This window comes from Mobiluncus holmesii ATCC 35242 (assembly GCF_000185445.1).
GTDB lineage: Bacteria > Actinomycetota > Actinomycetes > Actinomycetales > Actinomycetaceae > Mobiluncus > Mobiluncus curtisii.
The window spans coordinates 1316148-1320912 of the sequence record NZ_GL622346.1; the positions used below are offsets into that span (position 1 = coordinate 1316148).

At 50.8% G+C, this 4765-nt stretch carries 3 protein-coding genes and 1 pseudogene; 2 read left to right on the plus strand and 2 right to left on the minus strand.

What is annotated here, in order from left to right; translation table 11 throughout:
* Positions 1-468 precede the first annotated feature (468 nt).
* A complete protein-coding gene (locus tag HMPREF0576_RS05715; protein ID WP_036324573.1) occupies positions 469-1884 on the minus strand; it encodes an ATP-binding protein in 1416 nt (471 codons plus the stop codon).
* A 382-nt stretch (positions 1885-2266) separates the two neighbouring features.
* Positions 2267-3559 carry an AIPR family protein gene (locus HMPREF0576_RS05720; protein ID WP_004011081.1) on the minus strand — a complete coding sequence of 431 codons (1293 nt, stop codon included), beginning with the start codon at positions 3557-3559 and terminating at the stop codon, positions 2267-2269.
* A gap of 132 nt (positions 3560-3691) precedes the next feature.
* Between HMPREF0576_RS05720 and HMPREF0576_RS05725 the strand changes: the two genes are divergently transcribed.
* A complete protein-coding gene (locus HMPREF0576_RS05725) occupies positions 3692-4021 on the plus strand; it encodes a helix-turn-helix domain-containing protein (protein WP_004011082.1) in 330 nt (109 codons plus the stop codon).
* A 334-nt stretch (positions 4022-4355) separates the two neighbouring features.
* Positions 4356-4565, plus strand: a pseudogene (locus HMPREF0576_RS09570) (IS3 family transposase); the annotation flags it as partial.
* Between the last annotated feature and the right edge of the window lie 200 nt (positions 4566-4765).

The window sequence follows — 4765 nt, forward strand, 5'->3', positions numbered from 1 at the left end:
TACGCTTCAACCCGGCAGGGGTGTGGCTAACTAGTGGTTTTTGGGTTGTAGCTGCCAATAATGGCAGCTACAACCCAAAAACCACCTTATAAACCCCCAAACACCGAAAAATCCACCCGACCAGACCGTAAAATCAGCGCCCCATTATGTGTAGTTGCTTGGGTCGGGATTCTTTTACTAATAGTTGTTAGTATTCTTGCCTCATGCCGCTCTGCGACTTTTTCTCGGAAACAAGGCGATTTACGCTTGGATTAGGGTAAATGACGTGGTTTCGTTAGGTAAAACGGCGGGATTCTGTTAGGTAATTTGGCGCAGCCGGGCACGGAGTCCGGGATGGGTTTTAATCAAACGCAATCGGCGCCGTGTGCTCGGTTCATGATGGAGTAACGACACGCGTTTGTGAGTGTGTGTATGAATGAGCTAGCATCCTTAGACTGTGAATGCCCGACAGCCGTGGCGGGTTTGCGGCTATTTTTCTAGGAAACTGTGCAGGTTCACATCCGCGCGGGCTGTCGCGTTGCGGGTCAGTTCCGGGGTGAATCCTGACTTGGCGTAGATTGCGTAGCGGGGCGTTCCGTGGTGTTTGACCAGTTGGCTGCGGTTTTCCAAGGTTTTCAGGACGTCGATACCGACGGGTTGACCGACCCATTTCGCTTCGATGAACAGGGTCGTTTTGGTGCCACCAGCGACCAGGTCGATTTCTTCGGATTGCCGTGTTTTCGGGTCGTTGCCCCACCAGCGGGCACGATTTTGGTACAGCTCGGGCAGTTTCCCGGCGGCGTTGTCCCGGTCAAAAAGGTCCGCGACAATCCTCTCGAACCCCAGCCCCATGAAACTGTTGAGTTCAGGGACAACGTTGACCTCCAGGGCTGCTGACCCCGCACCCAGCTCTATTGTCGACAGGTTGGGCTGGACGAATCGATACCAGAATCGGAAACAACCATCTTGGATTCGGTAAATGGTTTGTCGCCCGCCCGTTTTCATCGCCACATTCCAGGGATTTTGTTTGCTCACAATCCCCAGGTCTATCAGGGCATCCAGGTAGTTGGTCAGAGCCCCGGTAGGAATCCCGGTTTTCGTTGCAATCTGGTTATGCTTTGAGGCTCCGTCAGCAATCGCGCGCAGAATAGAGCTGTATCGTTTCGGCTCGCGCAGCTCCTGTTTCAGCAGGTTGCCTGGTTCTTCCACCAGCCTGCCGCTGGGGTCAAAGAACAGTTTGGCTAGGTTGCGGGTAACGCTCTGACCGGTGTCGATGAAGTCCAGGTATTCCGCCACTCCACCCGTCGCGGCATACAGTATTGCGGCGTCCGCGCGGGACATCGGAGAGAGAAAATCCTCGGTATCCACAAAATCGAAAGGTCGCAAACGTATCTGACCGGTACGTCGCCCATACAGGGGGCTTTTCGCGGAAAGTACTTGACGTTCCATGAAACTCATTGACGACCCGCACAGAATCAAGTGCAGCCCAGTCGCAGCCCACCTCGAATCGCAGAACTGTTGCAACAACGAAGAAATCGGCGGCCAGCTCGCCGCCAAGTACGGAAACTCGTCAATAACCAGCACAAACGGCGTCCGGAGAGCCACATCCGCCATGTCAGCAAACAGGTCCTCAAAAGAAGCATGCCGCGCCCGCGACTCTGCCAACCCTGTCCCGGTCGAGGCCTGGAACTGGGAAAACACGCGGGAAATACCAGCCAAGTTTGTCGCTCCGTCAGCCTCTAAAGCCATAAAATACACAGCCGGCTTGTCAGCGATGTATTCCCTGATTAACCGAGTTTTCCCGACTCGGCGTCGCCCGTAGACCACGGTGAACTCGAACCGGTTGCTAGCCCAAGCCCGCTCCAATGCTTCCCGCTCGCGGACACGCCCGATAAAACGCTGCATCACCCACCCCCGCTTGTGAAACATGACCTACCGTAATGGTACCCGACCCGATGGCGATTAGCAATATCACGAACATGTATATCTAGATATTGCTAGCAGTCTATCCCGGTTGAGCTGCGCAGAAAGCTGGGGACGATCGAGTCGGCCGGACTCAAGAGGATAGAAGATTCTGGCAGAGACTGATGCCGAGGTTGTGCCGACACTACGCGCACGGGCAATCTCGAGCAAATCATCCAACCGAGACAAGCCAACACCTCATCAAAGGGGAAAGGTATTGACAACCAGTCGCCCTTGCATCACGCCACCTCCGAATAGAGACGTGGGCGGTAGCTCTCTTCTGAGAAGAAAACCGCCGCCCACTGGGGAAACCTGTGAATTTGATCTAGCCTTCCAGCTCCTTCACGCGAGCCTGCAGTTTCTGGATCTGATCCTCAAGCTCACGATTTTGGTCTGCCAGTTTCAGCTTGTCTTCCTCAGTCATTTGCTTTTGATCGTCAAGCATCTGGTTCTTCACCGCTTGGTACAAAGCCTCCCAAGCACTGGTGTTTTTACCAGTGTTATTGGGGAATGTCCCGTAATTGAACAGGGTTTTCACCAGGGATTGACCCATTTTTTGCCAATAATCCAAGGGAGAAAACGCCCAATCGAGCTGATAAGGCTCTCCTTCCGCAGCCTTATTGACGAGCAAAGCCCGAAATGCCCCGAATACAGGCATGAGATACCCGGCCGGAATCTTGTATCCAGCAGGAAGAAAGTTGAAATCTGTCTTAGGATTCCCTTTGCTTTCGATACCTCGAATCCCTCCGAAACGAGCTTTTCCGTTGTGATTTTTAGAATAAAACTTAGGCATATCCACTTGAATCGCTTCATAGAGTTTCACCAACTCGGGAAGTAACAGGGACAAGCTCATGTAAATGTTCTGATCCGAATCGCCGTACGCATCGTATTCAGCCTTGTAATCCTTGAAAACCATAGCCTTCCCCGAATACGCTGAAATCGGAAAACTGTTGTTATCCGGGTACTTTTTGATGTTGAAAGTAAACATGAGTTTCAACAGATCAGAGACAGAGATGTCCTTGTCTTCATTGTCTTTATAGGCAACCTTTTTCGCAAAATCACATTTCTCTATAGCGTTCTTTATTGGGTTGAGGTGATTTTCGAGGTTATACAAGGCGATATCGCTAACTTGAACCGAAGTATTGCGGGCATCCGAAATGTCTGCAACACTCAGATCGTTTCCAACCAAGATCTCCATCATGACAAATTTGTTGACGTCATCAGGAATTCCATCACGGCGCTCCAGAATAGCCCGGTAGGTGTGTCCACCATCGAGTAGTCCGAAACGTGAATTGTCAGAGTCAAACTCTACAGTCAAAATTGACTGGGTGTTATCAAACCTGACACCGCTCGCGATCATCACCATGCCGCGGTTATAGACATCGAAGTTCGGATCACTGCTCTCTACACTTTCAAGCAACTTTCTCGCAGTAGCCGTCCGCATATTAGTTTCGCGGGGATTTACCTCCGTGGGCAGGCCTTCAGGCACGTCGCGTAGATTAACCAAGGCAATGTACCTGGTGATATCTGTATCCTCTACAGGGGATTTGATCGTTCGAACCGCTGCCGTCCGGATCGGAAAGCTGCGGTTAATATTGTTATTATTTGTCGTAATCATGATTTTTCCTCTCTTCTCGATTACGAAAGCCGTCGTTCATCTGCCGGCTCGACGAGGGCGATTTGCTCTGTCTACTTAAACTATACTAGGGAGCATAATCCTATTCAAGTACATTTGGAACCATGGTTCCATATGAATGATTCCAGAACAGGACGGAAGGGGCTTTTTGTTGAAATGGTGGGGAGAAATGAAGAATCGAATGTCCTGACAAATGTCGGGAGAATCCTTTACAACTACCGGGCGGATCTCACTGATTTCCCCCGATCTCGTAAGGGCTTTATAGAGAGAGTTGAGCAACTTAATCTCCTGCCCAAAGGATGGATCTCAGAAAAATCACTTGCCAACCTGGAAAACGGGAAAAATCTCCCCTCGATAGAAACCCTTTGCCAGCTGGCCATCGCGCTGCAAATCGATAAGGTGACACTTTTCAAAGACATCTCAAAAGCGTTAGGGTACAGCTGAGTCGCGAAGTTTAACCGTTTCAAAGCACCTTGGGTCAGGAAAAAGAAGCGGGTCCGGCTAGGGCGGTGGTCTGACCATAACACCTACCACCCTCACTATGTCTTTTGCGCCGGACGTTGCGTTGTCCAAATCTGTTTCAGCACGACGCGATGTACCTTGAAATATCTACACAAATAAAAGGGGTGTACTAGGTCTTCCAAATAAGCATCCACTAACAAACTGCCCTGTCTCTGCCACCAAAACATCCACACACCCAGACCCACAAAACCCCGGGCAACCTGGGACGCTTCAGTATATCAGTTGGGTCATTGCGTCGCCTGGTTCGAGCAGTCATTTAGAAGCGCTTGAGCAAGCAATCATGAACGCCAAGGGTTCCGCTGGTCTTGTTCACCATTCCGATCACGGTTCGCGATACATGAGCATTAAATACAGTGAGGAACTCGCTGATTACGGAATCAAGTCTTCTACCGGAACGGTGGGCGATAGTTATGATAACGCCTTGGCTGAGACAGTCAATGGCTGGTACAGGACCGAGCTTATCTATTCCCATGCCTAGCACTCACGCACCGGAGTTGAATGGGCCATCCTGAACTGGGATCACTGATGGAACAAAACCCGCCTCCATAAGTCCCACAGCTACAGCACCCCCGAGGAACTTACCACAAGCTATAATCAACACAGGGACAGCCTACTGACCTCCGTATAAAAAGCAGAACAAACTCCAGCACGCGTCAGTTTTCCTAT

Excerpts from the sequence above, each read along its gene's own strand:
- HMPREF0576_RS05715 (WP_036324573.1), bottom strand. The coding sequence starts at position 1,884 with ATGCAGCGTTTTATCGGGCGTGTCCGCGAGCGGGAAGCATTGGAGCGG.
- HMPREF0576_RS05720 (WP_004011081.1), bottom strand. The coding sequence starts at position 3,559 with ATGATTACGACAAATAATAACAATATTAACCGCAGCTTTCCGATCCGG.
- HMPREF0576_RS05725 (WP_004011082.1), top strand. The coding sequence starts at position 3,692 with ATGAATGATTCCAGAACAGGACGGAAGGGGCTTTTTGTTGAAATGGTG.